This window comes from Bacillus sp. 1021, from assembly GCF_014534735.1.
Taxonomy (GTDB): Bacteria; Bacillota; Bacilli; order Bacillales; family Bacillaceae; genus Bacillus; species Bacillus siamensis.
The window spans coordinates 373,359-388,768 of the sequence record NZ_JACVSR010000002.1 but is presented as its reverse complement, the minus strand read 5'-3'; the positions used below and the strand labels follow the sequence as shown (position 1 = coordinate 388,768).

Genomic DNA, 15,410 nt, shown 5'->3' with positions numbered 1-15,410 from the left:
AGAGAAAAAGAGAACCTTTTTCTCTCATCTTCTAAGGGTTAGTTGCTTGGTGCAAATGTGCGTTTGAAGCCTTCGATTGCAGCTTTGAAGTCTTCATCAGCAGGAAGGTTTCCTGTTTTCGCAATGCCGTCAAGCAGATCTTTATGGTTTTGATCAAGGTACATGTAGTACTCTTCTTCAAAACGTCTGATATCCGCAACCGGAATATCATCAAGATATCCTTTTGTCAGCGCATAAAGAATGGCTACCTGTTTTTCAACCGGAAGCGGCTTATTCAAGTCTTGTTTCAGCACTTCAACTGTACGCGCACCGCGGTTCAGTTTCGCCTGAGTCGCCTGGTCAAGATCAGATCCGAATTGGGCGAATGCTTCAAGTTCACGGTATGAAGCAAGGTCAAGACGCAATGTTCCCGCTACCTTCTTCATCGCTTTGATTTGGGCTGATCCGCCGACACGGGATACGGATAATCCGGCATTGATCGCAGGACGCACGCCTGAGAAGAATAAGTCGGATTGAAGGAAAATCTGTCCGTCAGTAATGGAAATGACGTTTGTCGGGATATAAGCGGAGATATCTCCTGCTTGTGTTTCGACGAACGGCAGCGCCGTAATTGATCCTGCGCCTTTAGCGTCACTCAGCTTGGCTGCGCGCTCAAGCAGACGGGAGTGAAGATAGAATACATCCCCAGGGAATGCTTCACGGCCCGGCGGACGGCGAAGAAGCAATGACAGCTCACGGTAAGCGGCCGCTTGTTTGGATAAATCATCATATACGACGAGAACGTGCTTGCCGTTGTACATGAATTCTTCACCCATTGTCACCCCTGCATACGGTGCAAGGTAAAGAAGCGGAGCCGGCTGTGAAGCAGACGCCGTCACAACAATCGTGTAATCAAGCGCGCCATGCTTACGAAGTGTTTCCACCACGCCGCGTACTGTAGATTCTTTTTGACCGATCGCTACATACACACAGATCATGTCTTGGTCTTTTTGGTTTAAGATTGTATCAATCGCAACAGATGTTTTACCTGTCTGACGGTCCCCGATAATCAGCTCACGCTGTCCGCGGCCGATCGGAATTAACGCGTCGATCGCTTTGATACCCGTTTGCAGCGGCTCATGTACCGATTTACGGTCCATTACGCCTGGTGCCTGGCTTTCGATCGGGCGGGTTTTGCTTGTCAGAATCGGGCCCATTCCGTCTACCGGCTGTCCGAGCGGGTTGACAATACGTCCGATTAATTCTTCACCTACAGGAACTTCCATGATGCGGCCCGTTCTTTTGACCTCATCACCTTCACGGATATCTCTGTAAGGTCCTAAGATAACGATACCTACGTTGGATTCTTCAAGGTTTTGAGCCATACCCAAAACGCCGTTTGAAAACTCAACAAGTTCACCGGCCATACAATTGTCAAGGCCGTGCACACGCGCAATACCGTCTCCGACTTGGATGACTGTACCTACGTCATGAACTTCAATTTCAGATTGGTAATTTTGAATTTGCTGCTTTATCAGCGTGCTAATCTCTTCAGCTTTGATGCTCACTTAGGTTTCACCCCTTCTATCGATTTCCTCCGGCAAGTTGACGTTCCATGCGCTCAAGCTTTCCGCTCACGCTTCCGTCATAAATCCGGTTTCCAATGCGGACTTTAATGCCGCCTATTAAATCCGTCTGCACTTCATTTCTGATTCTGAGCGAAGCGATTCCGGCTTTTTTTGCAAACACTTGAGATAATGATAACATTTCCGCTTCTGACAGCGGTTTTACTGAATAAACAACCGCATCCTCTGTCTGACGGGCCTGATTGGCAAGTTTGATAAACTCGTCTGTGAGATCAGGCACAATCGAAGACCGGCGGCGGTCAATCAGAAGAAAAATCGTATGCAGCACAGACTCAGACAGTGCGCCGAACGATTGCTGAATCAGCTCTTTTTTCTTAGCAGCCGATACCTTCGGATGGCTTAACACTTCCTGTAATCCGGCTTCGTTCCGGAAAACTTCTTTTAGTACGGTAAGCTCTTCTTCGATTTCATTGATTTGAGAAGTCTCAACGGCAATGTCGAAAAGCGCTGACGCGTATCGTTTAGAGACAGCAGATCCACTCATCGGCTCTCTCCTACCTCTTTAAGATAGTCCTGAATCAGTTTCTCCTGGGCTTGTTCATCAAGCTCTTTTTCGATCACTTTCGAAGCGATTAAGACAGAAAGTGATGCGACTTGCTCGCGAAGTGCGGAAACCGCTTGTTCTTTTTCTTTGACAATTTCGGTTCTCGCCGCTTCTTTTAATCTTTCAGACTCGGCGCGCGCAGCCTGGATAATATCTTCCTTCTGCTTTTCACCCAGTTTTTTCGCATTTTCAATGAGTGATTGTGATTCCTGTTTCGCTTCTTTTAAAAGAACGCGCTGCTCTTCAATCAGCTTCTGCGCTTCTTTATTTCTTTCTTCAGCGGACGTAATTTCGCCGGTGATATGATCTTCACGCTGTTTCATTATATTTAATAGCGGTCCAAGAGCGAATTTCTTGAGAAGCGCTAATAAAACTAACATAGCTAACAATTGGAATAGGATATCTCCGCCGTTAAACGACAGTCCTAATTCAAGAGGTAATTGAGACATCTACTACGGCAACTCCCTTCTGCAGGTTTTCTCTGCTGATAAAAGCCGTTTCAAGACGGCCTGCTTATCAGACATAAAGCAATGGCGAAGGTTCTCTTAGAGTGATCTTCGCCATTTTTAGTTCATATAAGGCTTTTATGCTTAGCCAAAGAACGCTAAGAACGCGATAACGACAGCGATAATTGGAAGGGCCTCAACCAATGCGATACCCATGAACATAAGAGTTCTAAGTTCTTTTCCTGCTTCCGGCTGACGGGCAATTCCCTCTACCGTACGTGAAACAATCAAACCGTTACCAATACCTGCACCAAGTGCACCTAAACCGATTGCAATCGCAGCTGCTATTAAATTCATGAAAAAGTTCCTCCTTTAAAATGTTATCCGAATTGGATATATGATTTTAATGATCATGACTGATTTTGTGTGACATGTACACCATCGTCAGCATCGTAAAGATAAATGCCTGGATGGTACCGATGAACAAGCTGAACGCCTGCCATGCAAGCATCGGAATAATGGCTCCGACTGTGCCGACCAAACCGAGAAAGAAACTGTTTGAGTAGAAATTCGTCGCCAGATTTGCAAGAAGGCCAAGAAGAATTTCCCCGGCGAAAATGTTACCGTAAAGACGAAGTCCGAGTGTCAGCGTATTCGCAAACTCCTCAATGATCTTCATCGGGAACATAAGCGGAACCGGTCTGAGGTAATCCTTAGAATATTCCTTCAAACCTTTCATCTTCACGCCGTAATAGTGTGTTAATGACACGACCATAACGGCTAGAGTCAGAGTAATAGCCGGATCAGCCGTCGGTGATTTCCACCAAAGCTCGTGTCCGACCGTTACAGAAAACGGCAGCCCCAGCATATTTGATACAAATATGTACATCAGCAAGGTTACACCAAGCGCCAAGAAGTTAGCCCCTGTCTTTAAATCCATTGTACTGCCTATAATATTGCGGACAAAATCAACAATCCATTCCATGAAGTTCTGGGCTTTTCCCGGACGGATGGACAGCGTTCTCGTAGTAAGAATCGCAATCAGCAGCACAATCACACTTGCCACAGTAATCATCAGAATGTTTGTCAGATTAAAAGTAAGACCATACAAATCAATAGTTCTGTAATCGTGATTCAATGGGTTTTCACCTCTCTTCCATTGATGAACGTTTGAGCTGAATAATGGAATCTATCATAATGACGGGATAAATTGTCATTAATCCAATAATCACACTTGCCACACTGACTTTGTCGGGATATTTAAAGGCGATAGCCATCGCAAGTATCGCATTGCACCAACGCGCTGCGCTCCCGAGTGATCGTATGGACTTTCCTTTCGCTACGGCCTTGTCAAAAGCATTCATTCTTCTGGTCAAGAGCCACAGATTAAACAAACTGAAAACAGTTCCCAAAAAGAGGCCTAGAAAAACAGTTTTATACGCCGTAAGACCATATCCCAGCAAATAGATTGCCAAGATCACAAATACATATCTCCGTTGTCTGCTGAATGTAAGATTGGGATCGTCCATCAACTATCTGTCTCCTGATGAAAAAGTAATATAATTCCTGGATACGGCATACATGCGGTTAACCCTTTGCAGAAGGCCTTTTTTGTCCCGCAAAAAAACGGCCTGTTCGAAAAAACCACTCATCCTCCTGATGCGGGATGCTGTTTCATTCGCTTAGATAAATCCTCATATAACGGGTTTTTTTGGAGGATTTAAAATGAGGATGGATACTAGAAATGAAAGGAATGAAAACCTTCTCATAATACCCTCGTTTAGCATACAATAGCCCCTAACATGTGTCAATCTGTTTAAAGTTAAAAAACTTTTTATACCGGAAGCATACACAGAATGTTCACAAATTCACCTATAAATGTATGAACTCTCCCCTTTCAGCAAAAATTTGGATAAAAAAAGAAAACCTCTGAATGAGGTTTTCCGATTTATTTTGTTCCGTACAGTCTGTCACCCGCGTCACCGAGACCCGGAACGATATAGCCTTTTTCATTCAGCTTTTCATCCAGGGCCGCGATGTAAATATCAACGTCTGAATGGTGTTTCTGCAGCTCTTCCACGCCTTCAGGAGCCGCTACGAGACACATGAAACGAATGTTTCTCGCCCCGCGTTTTTTCAGGCTGTTTATTGCTTCAACCGCAGAGCCTCCCGTTGCAAGCATCGGGTCCACGACAATAAAATCACGTTCTTCCACATCAGAAGGAAGCTTAACATAGTATTCCACCGGTTTTAAGGTTTCCGGATCACGGTATAATCCGACATGTCCCACTTTGGCCGCAGGGATTAATTTCAGCATGCCGTCAACCATTCCGAGACCCGCTCTCAGGATCGGCACGATACCGAGTTTCTTCCCTGAAATCACTTTGGATGTGGCTGTTTGAACAGGTGTTTTCACTTCCACTTCTTTAAGAGGAAGATCACGTGTAATTTCAAACGCCATCAGTGATGCAACTTCGTCCACAAGGTCTCTGAAATCCTTTGTGCCTGTATTTTCATTCCGAATATATGTCAGCTTATGCTGGATTAAAGGATGATCAAATACGTAAACCTTTCCCATACTGTGTTCAGCTCCTTTTTTGTTGTCCGAGTAACTTTTTCACACTTCTATTGATTCTACAGAAAAAGACAAACAGTTTCAAGAAAATCATAAAAAAACCCGCCGGATTAGGCTTCCGGCGGATTTCTTCCTTATTAATAGTCCAGTTCTTTATATAAAGGAAACTTTTCAGTCAAGGCAGATACACGCTGTCTTGCTTCTTCAAGCTTTGCTTTGTCTTCATGATTTTTCAGCGCAAGGCCGATGATGGCGCCGACTTCTTCAAGTGCGTCACCGTCAAATCCGCGGCTTGTCACAGCTGCCGTACCGAGACGGATTCCGCTTGTGACAAACGGTTTTTCCGGATCATAAGGGATCGCGTTTTTATTAGATGTAATGCCGATTTCATCAAGAACATGTTCAGCGACTTTTCCGGTCAGACCGAGAGAACGGAGGTCGACAAGCACGAGGTGGTTATCCGTTCCGCCTGATACGAGCTGAATGCCCTCTTTGGTCAGAGATTCAGCAAGACGCTTCGCGTTCGAGATGACGTTTTGCGCATATGTTTTGAAATCTTCTTCAAGCACTTCCCCGAAAGAAACGGCTTTGGCCGCGATGACATGCATAAGCGGTCCGCCTTGGATGCCCGGAAAAATGGATTTATCAATCTTTTTGCCGAACTCTTCACGGCAAAGGATCATTCCTCCGCGCGGTCCGCGAAGTGTTTTGTGAGTCGTTGTCGTTACAAAGTCAGCGTAAGGAACCGGATTCGGATGAAGGCCGGCCGCGACAAGACCCGCGATGTGCGCCATGTCGACCATGAAGTAAGCGCCGACTTCATCAGCGATTTCGCGGAATTTTTTAAAGTCGATCGTGCGGGGATACGCGCTTGCTCCGGCAACGATCAGTTTCGGCTTATGCGCCAGCGCTTTTTCACGAACATCTTCATAATCTATATATTGCGTGTCTTTATCGACACCGTATTCAACAAAGTTGTATTGAACGCCGCTGAAATTAACCGGGCTTCCGTGTGTTAAGTGGCCGCCGTGGGAGAGGTTCATCCCGAGCACCGTGTCGCCGTGCTCTAAAATCGTGAAGTAAACAGCCATGTTCGCCTGAGCGCCTGAGTGCGGCTGAACGTTTACATGCTCAGCTCCGAAAATCTCTTTCGCGCGGTCGCGGGCGATGTCCTCGACGACATCAACGTGCTCACAGCCGCCGTAGTAGCGTTTGCCGGGGTAGCCTTCAGCATATTTGTTTGTTAAAACAGAGCCTTGCGCTTCCATTACCGCTTCCGTCACGAAGTTTTCAGAAGCAATTAATTCGATATTAGTCTGTTGACGCTTACGCTCATTTTTAATGGCGTTAAACACTTGTTGATCTTGTGCAGGTAAATGTTTCATCAGCGAAATCCTCTCCTATCCGTTTCCTGTTCTTTATTTTTACCACCCTTATTGTACATGGTTTTTCAGGTGAATGTAACAGCTTATTTAAAAAAAACACAATATTTAATTGGAAAACACGAACATTATATAGGAAAAGCATTTTCATCATTCGCATTCATAAACGGCGCGAATTCCGCCGATCAGCTTCGGCCTTGTCCGGGCCATCGTCACATGCGCTTCTCCGAGCTCACGGCTTGATATCCGGACAGGGACGGCAACGGGTTTTAAATGCATGCCGATGAACGTATCACCGATGTCAATTCCGGCGTCAGCCTGAATCGATTCAGCGAGCACGGGAGATTGCATTTGCCGGTATGCATATGAAGCCATCGCTCCGCCCGCTTTCGGGACGGGGACGGCTGAAACGATGGGGAGCCTGAACCGCTCGGCCGTTTCCGCCTCAATGACAAGCGCCCTGTTTAAATGCTCGCAGCATTGAAAAGCAAGATGAACACCCGTTTTTTCCTTGAACCGGGCAAGTCCGCCGTAAATCAATTCAGCCCAATCGCCGCTCCCCGCGGTGCCGATCCGGCTTCCGGCGGCTTCACTCGTACTGCACCCGATGACCAGCAGACTGCCGTCCTTAAGTTCGGCCTGCTCTTGAAATTCAGTCAGCATGTCCGTCCATTTTCGCTTCATCTCTTCCATTGTCCAGCACCTCTTACAGATTTTTTTCTTCGTAATCTGCGATTTTGCCGATCCGCCGTTCGTGGCGGCCGCCCGTAAATTCAGTCGTCAGCCAGATTTTTGCGATTTCGCGCGCCAGACCCGGGCCGATGACGCGTTCCCCCATCGCAAGAACATTCGTATCATTGTGTTCCCGCGTCGCTTTTGCGCTGAAGGTGTCATGCGCAAGCGCACAGCGTATTCCTTTTACCTTGTTTGCGGAAATGCTCATGCCGATGCCTGTGCCGCAAATTAAAATTCCCCTGTCAACTTCACCGTTCACCACTTTTTCCGCTACCGGAAAAGCGTAGTCAGAATAATCAACAGAACCGCTGCCGCATTCACAGCCCATATCAATGTATTCAATCTGCAATTCATCCAGCAGACTTTTGATTTCTTCGCGGATATGGACGCCGCCGTGATCTGACGCAATAGCTACTTTCATTCATTTACCTCCTAGGTGTGGCTGGGCGAAGACAGCCCAGTGTGCTTGTCCTTTTTTACGAAATCCGTTGATTTTATTCTACTCTTTCATATTCGTTTTGCAAATGACCTGTTTGCAGATTTTCTGACAGATTACTTGCTTTTTCCGTCAAGCAATTGGTCAGCCAAAAGGGTCAGCAGTTCCTCCAGTTCGTCCCGCGTCCTTTTATAAACATCAAGCGGACCGCCGAACGGGTCAGAAATATCGCCGTTTTTTCCCGTTACGTATTCTTTAATGGTAAATACTTTACCATGACTGTTTCGATATCGGCTTTTGATCAGCTGTTTATGCTGTTCGGTCATCGTCAGCACCAGATCGGCCGTCTCGATATGTTCTTCCGTTAAGGGAGATGAACTGTGATTGAGAGCGATCCGTTTTTCAAACAGCGCTTCCACGGCATGAGCCGACGCTTTTCCGTTCGGGGACGCGAATACTCCGGCAGAGCTTGCGCTGACGTCCAGCCCTTTCGTTACTGCAATGGATTTAAAAAGAGCCTCAGCCATGGGACTGCGGCACGTATTGCCTGTACAAACAAAGATTATTTTCATATCCGTCACCTCTTACTGCCTATTATAAATGAAGAAAAAAGAAACGGCATCTTCGTTTCTTTTTTACTCAGCCCTATATCGGTAAAAGCAGTTTCAGCCCGAATCCGATCAAAATGGCTCCGCCGAGGGCTTCGCTGTAGGAGCCGAGCCATGATTGCACCTTTCTTCCGGCCAAGAGCCCCGCCCATGTTAAAACGGTGCTGAAGATTCCGAACAGCGCAACGGCCAGCATCGGGTTGGAGCCGTTCATCCCGAGGCTGAGCCCGACAGAAAAACTGTCAAGACTGACACCGACCGCGAATAAGAACAGTCCCGAGCCTGCCGGAGATATGAGCGGCCCGTCCGATTGTTTAAACGAGGCGATGATCATTTGCACTCCTAAAATGAAAAGAAGAGACCCGCCGATGTAAACGGCAAGCATCCCCAGAAAACCGGACAGCAGATGCCCGGCCGCCATTCCTGCCAGCGGCATGATGACATGAAACAGCCCGATGACAATTCCTATATGAAAGATTTGTTTTTTCTTCAGCTGAATCATTCCCATTCCGAGCCCGACGGAAAAAGCATCCGTCCCCAAAGCAAATGCCATGATGCTTAAGGAGACAAGCTCCCCGATGAATAGATTCGACATGAAATAAAAAACCCCCTTGGACGTGCCCGCTTGTTTAGCTTATGCATGTCCGATAAGGGGTAGAACAAGTTAATGGATAACGGTGCCGCCCGCAGCCTTCATCAGCCTGTTCATAATGGCGAGTCCCACTCCGGTGTCCGGAAAGGATTCAGAAATAATCATATCCACTTTTGCATCATCAAAGCTGCGGAGCGCATCGTACAAGGCGGACGCCACTGTTTCAAGGTCGGCGCGCCGGCCGCATACCTTAATAAAATCAGCCTCGTACCTATCGGCATTCTCCTCTGTTGTCAGAATGCCGATCCGTTTTCCCCGGCTTTTATATTCGTCAGCCAGCTCTTGAATTCTCAGGGCACCGCCGTCGGCAATAGCCATCGGCGCAGAAGGCGCATAGTGTGTATATTTCATACCGGGAGAAATAGGAACCTCATCTTCTTCGGTCAGCCCTTTATCCACAAGAACCGGACCGGCTGCGGATTCAATCTGTTCTTTTGTCACGCCGCCCGGACGAAGCAGCACGGGCTGTTTCCCCGCACAGGACAGAACGGTTGATTCCACTCCGATCCCGGTCGCTCCGCCGTCCACAATGCCGGCAATGCGGCCGTTTAAATCATGAGCCACATGCTCGGCCTTGGTCGGGCTCGGTTTTCCTGATAAATTGGCGCTCGGCGCTGCGATCGGCAGTCCGGCCGAACTGATGAGGGCTAACGCCACCGGATGATCAGGCATTCTGACCGCTACCGTATCAAGTCCCGCGGTGACACGGGGGGACAGCACGCCGGGCTTACACGGTAAGACCAGAGTCAGCGCGCCCGGCCAAAAAAGCGTCATGAGCTTTTTCGCCGTTTCAGGAATATGGCTGATAAAACGATCAAGCTGGCTGATGTCAGATATGTGCACAATCAGCGGATTGTCGCTCGGCCTTCCTTTCGCCTCATAAATTTTCGTTACAGCTTCCGTATTTTCAGCGTTAGCGCCCAGTCCGTAAACGGTTTCTGTCGGAAAAGCCACAACTTCATTCTGCCGGAGCAATTCCGCGGCTTGTGTAATCTGGGGATCGGTTGTGGATAATTTTGCGGAAGAATCCACAAACCATCTTCTTGTTTTCATGTATAACCAAACTCCTTATTTTAAAGCGGTAAAACTTTATTTTCTCTCATGTATTCCTTTTGAAAGTATAAAAGATGTCCTTTAATAAAACAAGTGTTATCCACAAACTGTGGACAACACTTTTCGATAAGTGGATAACTTTGTGCATAAGTGAGGTTATGCAGAGGTTTTCACCATCAAAAACGAACCTTCTGTGCATAACGAATTGCGGAAATGCTCGGACGTATACAGTTCATCAGGCACATCGGCGCATTCTTCAAATCCCATCACACTCAGAAATTCAGCAGATGAGGGCTGATTGGCGACTAAGTAGACATCTTGAATTTCATGTTTTTTGCACAGCACATCCATACTTTGAAACAGCGTAACGATATGGCTTTGGTTCAGCCTGTCCGACATAACGAGTGAACGGAGAAGCCCTTTTCCGCCGCTGAATTTTTCGATCCCGAGACAGGCGGCAATCTCTTTCTCACTGTCCTCCAGCATGATAAACCGGCTGATCTGCTGATCGATTTCCGCATGTGCCGTATCAGCCTTTTTCAAAAAGGCCTCCAGCGCCTCCGTATCTTGATCTCTTGCCACTCTCAGCTGATAAAACATATATTTCCCCTCCGTTTCGATCAACTCTTTCTTCCAATCTATGAATCGAATCCGGATTTATGCCTTTTTGCTTCAGGAAAACAGATCTGAAATCCAATCGACGAGGAAAAACTTCACTTCGGTATCATCGTCATCTTTATTTTCTTTCTTTGCTTTATCAGCTTTCGCTTTGACGTCATCCATCACTTTTTCTGTCTGTTTTTTCGTTTCTTCCTGCTTCTGTCCGCCGTCTTCCTGATCTTTCACCGCTTCACCGTTTGAAAAATCAAGGAAGCATAGCGGCGGAAACAAGACGCACCACCAGTTGGCGCCCTCGCCATTGCCGAGGGTAATTAAAATCGCTTCATATTTTCCGGCCGGATAGACCATATTGCCGTAAAGCTTTGTCGGAAACGAAATTTTATTGAATTCAACTGAAACGGATTGATGCGCACCTTTTTCTTTCATTGTTTGTTTGGCGATTTCTTTAATTTCAGGAAGCTTTGAACGGATGAGCCGCCGCGCTTCTTCAATAGAAGTGATATCTTTCACCCAGCCTGTGATTTCCTTGTTTACAGCATCTCTGATCTGGCGCTTGAGCTTTTGATCCTCATCGTTATCACTGTTGGCTAAGATCCGAAGCCGTATCGCTTCATCCGGTATGACAACGGGCTCATTGGCTGACGCCCGCGCCGTTTCTTCTTTCGTCAAGCCCGCAAGCGCTCCTGATAATAAAAGAAAAATATATATGCAGATCATCATTGTCTGTTTCATCGGTCCCCACCGTTCCTCTCCGTGCTTTTTTATCTAGTCTCATTATGGACATGACCGAAAAGGTTTAAACCGGCGGGAAGAAAAAAATCTAGCAAGCTGATAATCTGCATTGACAGATTCAGAATATGGTACGATATTATTTTGATAGGAGGGTTTTCAGATGAAATATAATTACACCGTGCTGCTGTCGGCGGCATGCATGTCTGTCATTTATTCTATTTTGTATGTTCATCAATTTATTATCGCGGCTTTCATTTCGATGGCATTTTATTTTTTGTTTCCCTATTTGATTTTTGCGCTGCCGCTTCAATACTTTTTGAATAAAAAGCCGAAGAGATTTCATCCGCTTTATTTCCTTTATTATTTAGGAACGTCATTTGTCGCAAACGGGATCATCTTCGGTCTGTTGCAGCCGTCAGGCCAATCTCTGTTTTCTAATTCGGCCTTTTATATTTTTGCGGTTTTAACAGCCGCCGTCTATTGGGTGTGGGATTCCGTATTGCTGCAAAGACAAAGTCCGGCTACAGAAGCGTAATCAGCAGACAGACGGCTGAAGGCAGAGCGGCGCAAAAGAAAACGGCTGCCATCTTCAAACGGGCGTGCCGGCCTTCTTTTGTTTCAGAATGATAATTGGCCCGCTGATCCGCTCCGCTTACAGCCAACCCGGAAACAATGATCGCTGTGATGATAAGAACGGCCGTAACGGCACCGAAAATGCCGTCAAAGCCAAACGGCAGAACAAACCCCGCCGCATAAGCTGCGGCGGCCAGTATACATCCGAAAGCAAATGCTTTTTTCAAGGCGGATACCCCTTTCATTTTCTTTCCATTGTAACAAAAGCCTGCCGTGTGCGTCACCGGCAGGCTTTTTTCATGATGTGATGACCGCGGATACGGTTCTGTCTTTTCCATTGATGTCCTTTATGACTTCCACTTCCGCATTCGGAAAGGAATGACGGAACAGGTCTTTCACGGCTTTTCCCTGATTATATCCGATTTCAAAGACGACAAGCGCTTTATCTTTCATCACGAGCGGAAGCTCCTCCATAAACCGCTTGTAGAATTTTAAACCGTCTCCGCCGTCCGTAAGAGCATGAAGCGGCTCATGAAAACGGACGATATCGGATAACTCCGCCATCTCTTCTTCAGAAATATACGGCGGGTTGGACACAATAATATCCGCTTTTATTCCTGATGAAATAAAAGGAGTCAACAGATCTCCCTGCAAAAAGCGGACGTCCGCTCCGAGGTTTTGCGCATTTCTTTCCGCCACCTGAAGCGCTTCTTTTGAAATGTCCGAAGCCGATACTGAAAAATGTCCGCATTCAAGTGCAAGCGTCACCGCAATGGCTCCGCTCCCCGTTCCGATATCAATTATATTCAGGCGTTCTCCCTCAGAAAACACCCGCTTCTGTCTGTCCAGCAGATGAAAGACGACTTCTTCCGTTTCCGGACGCGGAATGAGAACATCGTCATTCACAAAGAATTCCCTGCCATAAAACTGTTCTTTCCCGATAATATATTGAATCGGAACGCCTTCTTTATGCATTTCCACATGCCGTCTGAAACGGTATAGCTCATCCTCGCCGACAGGCTCCTGCAGACTTGCGAGAAGCTTGCTCCGATCCATTCCGGTATCATTTAACAGCAGCAGCTCGGCCGCGTTTTTTTCTCTTCCCGCTTCGGTTAAATAAGAAGAAGCCCAGCTTAGGGCTTCAAAAACGGTCTTCATCTTAATTTTCCGCCTGCTGGAGCTTGCTTGACTGGTCTTCTACGATTAACGCTTCAACCACTTCATCAAGCTTTCCTTCAAGGATTTGGTCCAGCTTTTGAATCGTCAGTCCGATGCGGTGATCCGTCACACGGTTTTGCGGGAAATTGTATGTGCGGATACGTTCAGAACGGTCGCCTGAACCGACGGCTGATTTGCGTGTCTGATCATATTCAGCCTGGGCTTCCTGCTGGAATTTGTCATAGATTCTGGCGCGGAGCACCTTCATCGCTTTTTCTTTGTTTTTAATCTGAGATTTTTCATCCTGACAGGATACGACGACACCCGTAGGCAAATGCGTCAGGCGTACGGCCGACATTGTCGTGTTTACGCTCTGTCCGCCCGGTCCGCTTGATGCGAATGTATCGACGCGGATATCCTTTTCATGGATGTCCACTTCTACTTCTTCCGCTTCCGGAAGACACGCCACCGTCGCCGTAGACGTATGAATGCGGCCGCCTGATTCCGTTTCCGGCACCCGCTGCACGCGGTGCGCCCCATTCTCATACTTCAGCTTGGAGTACGCGCCTTTTCCCGTAATCATAAAGATGATTTCCTTGTAACCGCCCGTTCCGGTCACGTTTGCTTCCATGACTTCGGTCTTCCAGCCTTGGATTTCGGCATAACGGGAGTACATTCTATAGAGATTTCCCGCAAACAGCGCGGCTTCTTCTCCGCCCGCTGCGCCGCGGATCTCCATGATTACGTTTTTGTCATCGTTCGGGTCTTTCGGGATGAGGAGCACTTTCAAACGCTCTGATAAGGTTTCGGTCTCTCCCTGCAGCTCGGAGATTTCTTCCTTCACCATTTCTCTCATATCGGCATCAAGCTTATCCTCAAGCATTGCTTTCGCATCGGCAAGCTGTTCTGATGCGTCTCTGTATTGTCTATAGACTTCAACAGTTTCCTGTATATCAGATTGCTCTTTGGAATATTCTCTAAGCTTTTTCGGATCGTTGACCACTTCCGGATCACTTAAAAGCTCATTTAATTTTTCGTATCGTTGTTCAATTGACTGTAAACGGTCTAACACGGTCTTCACCTCTGTTTTCCTGTGCGTAACATTCTCATTATAGTATAGGGCTTATCACCAGTCAAAAGCAATCGGCCTCTGCTATACTGAAACAAAAAAGGAGGAGCGGATATGCTGAAATCCATCCACCATATAGCAATCATATGCTCTGATTATGAAAAGTCGAAAGCTTTTTACACGGAAACGCTCGGTTTCGGCATTATAAAAGAAACATACCGAAAGGAGCGCGGGTCTTATAAACTCGATCTGGCGCTGGACGGCACATATGTGATTGAATTGTTTTCCTTTCCCGATCCGCCCGAGCGGCCGACCCGTCCTGAAGCAGCAGGTCTCCGGCACCTCGCCTTCACTGTTAACGATCTTGAAGCTGACATCAGGGAGTTAAAGGAAAAGGGCATCGACACAGAACCGGTCAGAACCGATCCGCTGACAGGGAAACGCTTTACCTTTTTCTTCGATCCCGACAAGCTTCCGCTAGAATTGTATGAAGCGTAACGTTTTTTGAAGAAATGTTGCTTTCTTTGGCGAATTCCTTCTTGTTTTGTCTAACATGAAGGGAACGCCGCATCATGGTCGAATACCTAGCTGAAAAGGAGGTATGTGATCATGAATACAAACATGGCCGCGAAAGAACTCGGTGTCTCCGCAAAAACGGTGCAAAGGTGGGTCAAGCAGCTGAATCTTCCGGCTGAACGGAATGAGCTCGGGCATTATTCCTTTACGCCTGAGGACCTTGATGTACTGAAATCGGTCAAACGGCAAATTTCTGAAGGCACTGCTCTGCTGGACGTGCAAGTGCCCCGGCAGCCGAAAAAACGGACGGGCTTTATTTTGCAGCGGCCGAAAACCAGCGGCGGCGCCGAACAAAGGTTGGCAGAGCTGGAACGTAAACTGGATATTCTCACGAAAGAGAAACAGGACGGGAACCAACTGCTATCAAGAATAGCTGAGCTGGAACGCCAGCTCAAACAAAAGGCGGATGAAGGTGTGTCTTATCAGCTTCTACAGCACAGACGGGAAATCGACGACCTCAATGCCGAATTGCAGACATTGGCCTCCCGCATCCAGGAACTTGCCCAGACAGCTCCCCTCTCAGAAACAGCCGCTTCTTCAGAACATAAGAAACCCAGAAAAAAAACGAGATTTTCGCCTTTTAAATTTCAATTCTAATTAAAAAAGCTCCCTGAAGCAGGGAGCT

The 15,410-nt window shown here is 47.1% G+C and carries 21 protein-coding genes; 3 read left to right on the top strand and 18 right to left on the bottom strand.

Annotated features, from left to right (window positions below):
• Positions 1–38 precede the first annotated feature (38 nt).
• From atpA to spoIIR, 15 genes are all read right to left on the bottom strand, one after another.
• The gene (gene atpA, locus ICW23_RS08580; protein ID WP_016937645.1) at positions 39–1,547 is read right to left on the bottom strand and encodes a F0F1 ATP synthase subunit alpha; all 1,509 of its coding nucleotides are present in this window, start codon (positions 1,545–1,547) and stop codon (positions 39–41) included.
• Positions 1,548–1,563: 16 nt separating this feature from the next.
• A complete protein-coding gene (locus tag ICW23_RS08575) occupies positions 1,564–2,109 on the bottom strand; it encodes a F0F1 ATP synthase subunit delta (RefSeq protein ID WP_003151169.1) in 546 nt (181 codons plus the stop codon).
• On the bottom strand, positions 2,106–2,618 hold the full coding sequence (gene atpF, locus ICW23_RS08570; RefSeq protein WP_016937644.1) for a F0F1 ATP synthase subunit B: 513 nt from the start codon (positions 2,616–2,618) through the stop codon (positions 2,106–2,108). The genes ICW23_RS08575 and atpF overlap by 4 nt, the downstream gene beginning before the upstream one ends.
• A 141-nt stretch (positions 2,619–2,759) precedes the next feature.
• Positions 2,760–2,972, bottom strand: a complete 213-nt coding sequence (gene atpE, locus ICW23_RS08565) for a F0F1 ATP synthase subunit C (protein ID WP_003151167.1) — start codon at positions 2,970–2,972, stop codon at positions 2,760–2,762.
• Between the two features lie 46 nt (positions 2,973–3,018).
• On the bottom strand, positions 3,019–3,753 hold the full coding sequence (gene atpB / locus ICW23_RS08560; RefSeq protein WP_016937643.1) for a F0F1 ATP synthase subunit A: 735 nt from the start codon (positions 3,751–3,753) through the stop codon (positions 3,019–3,021).
• 7 nt (positions 3,754–3,760) lie between these two features.
• Positions 3,761–4,144 (bottom strand): ATP synthase subunit I, encoded by a 384-nt coding sequence (atpI, locus tag ICW23_RS08555; protein ID WP_013353910.1) that lies wholly within the window; start codon positions 4,142–4,144, stop codon positions 3,761–3,763.
• 419 nt (positions 4,145–4,563) lie between these two features.
• A complete protein-coding gene (gene upp / locus ICW23_RS08550) occupies positions 4,564–5,193 on the bottom strand; it encodes a uracil phosphoribosyltransferase (RefSeq protein WP_016937640.1) in 630 nt (209 codons plus the stop codon).
• Between the two features lie 134 nt (positions 5,194–5,327).
• Entirely contained in the window at positions 5,328–6,575 is a 1,248-nt protein-coding gene (glyA, locus tag ICW23_RS08545; RefSeq protein WP_016937639.1) for a serine hydroxymethyltransferase, read from the bottom strand.
• Positions 6,576–6,722: 147 nt separating this feature from the next.
• Entirely contained in the window at positions 6,723–7,265 is a 543-nt protein-coding gene (locus tag ICW23_RS08540; protein ID WP_016937638.1) for a TIGR01440 family protein, read from the bottom strand.
• A gap of 13 nt (positions 7,266–7,278) precedes the next feature.
• Positions 7,279–7,728, bottom strand: a complete 450-nt coding sequence (rpiB, locus tag ICW23_RS08535) for a ribose 5-phosphate isomerase B (RefSeq protein WP_016937637.1) — start codon at positions 7,726–7,728, stop codon at positions 7,279–7,281.
• 131 nt (positions 7,729–7,859) lie between these two features.
• A complete protein-coding gene (locus ICW23_RS08530) occupies positions 7,860–8,315 on the bottom strand; it encodes a low molecular weight protein arginine phosphatase (RefSeq protein ID WP_099744611.1) in 456 nt (151 codons plus the stop codon).
• Positions 8,316–8,388: 73 nt separating this feature from the next.
• The gene (locus ICW23_RS08525) at positions 8,389–8,946 is read right to left on the bottom strand and encodes a manganese efflux pump MntP (protein ID WP_016937635.1); all 558 of its coding nucleotides are present in this window, start codon (positions 8,944–8,946) and stop codon (positions 8,389–8,391) included.
• A gap of 69 nt (positions 8,947–9,015) precedes the next feature.
• Positions 9,016–10,056, bottom strand: a complete 1,041-nt coding sequence (locus tag ICW23_RS08520; RefSeq protein ID WP_188154345.1) for an L-threonylcarbamoyladenylate synthase — start codon at positions 10,054–10,056, stop codon at positions 9,016–9,018.
• A gap of 156 nt (positions 10,057–10,212) precedes the next feature.
• Positions 10,213–10,656 carry a GNAT family N-acetyltransferase gene (locus ICW23_RS08515; RefSeq protein WP_029575296.1) on the bottom strand — a complete coding sequence of 148 codons (444 nt, stop codon included), beginning with the start codon at positions 10,654–10,656 and terminating at the stop codon, positions 10,213–10,215.
• A 72-nt stretch (positions 10,657–10,728) separates the two neighbouring features.
• Entirely contained in the window at positions 10,729–11,409 is a 681-nt protein-coding gene (gene spoIIR / locus ICW23_RS08510; RefSeq protein WP_188154344.1) for a stage II sporulation protein R, read from the bottom strand.
• 160 nt (positions 11,410–11,569) lie between these two features.
• Between spoIIR and ICW23_RS08505 the strand changes: the two genes are divergently transcribed.
• The gene (locus tag ICW23_RS08505) at positions 11,570–11,944 is read left to right on the top strand and encodes a UPF0715 family protein (protein WP_047475867.1); all 375 of its coding nucleotides are present in this window, start codon (positions 11,570–11,572) and stop codon (positions 11,942–11,944) included.
• Here ICW23_RS08505 and ICW23_RS08500 read toward each other — a convergent pair.
• From ICW23_RS08500 to prfA, 3 genes are all read right to left on the bottom strand, one after another.
• Entirely contained in the window at positions 11,931–12,209 is a 279-nt protein-coding gene (locus ICW23_RS08500; protein ID WP_188154343.1) for a DUF5316 family protein, read from the bottom strand. The genes ICW23_RS08505 and ICW23_RS08500 overlap by 14 nt on opposite strands.
• Positions 12,210–12,279: 70 nt before the next feature.
• Positions 12,280–13,140: a peptide chain release factor N(5)-glutamine methyltransferase gene (prmC, locus tag ICW23_RS08495; RefSeq protein ID WP_188154342.1), complete on the bottom strand. Its 861-nt coding sequence runs from the start codon at positions 13,138–13,140 to the stop codon at positions 12,280–12,282.
• A gap of 1 nt (position 13,141) precedes the next feature.
• Positions 13,142–14,212, bottom strand: a complete 1,071-nt coding sequence (prfA, locus tag ICW23_RS08490) for a peptide chain release factor 1 (protein WP_029575294.1) — start codon at positions 14,210–14,212, stop codon at positions 13,142–13,144.
• Between the two features lie 111 nt (positions 14,213–14,323).
• Between prfA and gloA2 the strand changes: the two genes are divergently transcribed.
• Positions 14,324–14,707 carry an SMU1112c/YaeR family gloxylase I-like metalloprotein gene (gloA2, locus tag ICW23_RS08485; protein ID WP_188154341.1) on the top strand — a complete coding sequence of 128 codons (384 nt, stop codon included), beginning with the start codon at positions 14,324–14,326 and terminating at the stop codon, positions 14,705–14,707.
• A 111-nt stretch (positions 14,708–14,818) separates the two neighbouring features.
• Positions 14,819–15,382: a chromosome-anchoring protein RacA gene (gene racA, locus ICW23_RS08480; RefSeq protein WP_016937626.1), complete on the top strand. Its 564-nt coding sequence runs from the start codon at positions 14,819–14,821 to the stop codon at positions 15,380–15,382.
• The last annotated feature ends 28 nt before the right edge of the window (positions 15,383–15,410 follow it).